The sequence below is a fragment of the Lactobacillus sp. M0403 genome, from assembly GCF_016101265.1.
Classification (GTDB): Bacteria; Bacillota; Bacilli; order Lactobacillales; family Lactobacillaceae; genus Lactobacillus; species Lactobacillus apis.
This window is the reverse complement of record NZ_JACFQV010000017.1, coordinates 1-423: the sequence shown is the minus strand read 5'-3', so window position 1 is coordinate 423 and position 423 is coordinate 1. Positions and strand designations below refer to the sequence as shown.

At 50.1% G+C, this 423-nt stretch carries 1 protein-coding gene; it reads right to left on the bottom strand.

Annotated elements, in window-relative coordinates:
• The coding region (locus H3T48_RS08810; RefSeq protein ID WP_198189194.1) for a hypothetical protein at nt 1–423 on the bottom strand (423 nt) is incomplete at both ends.

The window sequence follows — 423 nt, the reverse complement described above, 5'->3', positions numbered from 1 at the left end:
AGCCATTTGAATCAGAACCGTTTGAGCCTGAACCGTTGCTGCCGGAGCCGTTGGAGTCTGAACCGTTTGAACCGGAACCATTTGAATCAGAACCATTGGAGTCTGACCCATTGGAGCTTGAGCCATTTGAGTCAGAACCGTTTGATTCTGAGCCATTTGAGTCAGAACCGTTTGAGCCTGATCCATTTGAGTCAGAACCGTTTGAACCGGAACCATTTGATTCTGAGCCGTTTGAACCTGATCCATTTGAACCTGAGCCATTTGAGTCTGAACCATTGGAGCCGGAGCCGTTAGATCCTGAACCATTGGAGCCGGAGCCATTTGACTCAGAGCCGTTTGAGTCTGAGCCATTTGAATCAGAACCGTTTGAGCCTGAACCGTTGCTGCCGGAGCCGTTGGAGTCTGAACCGTTTGAACCGGAAC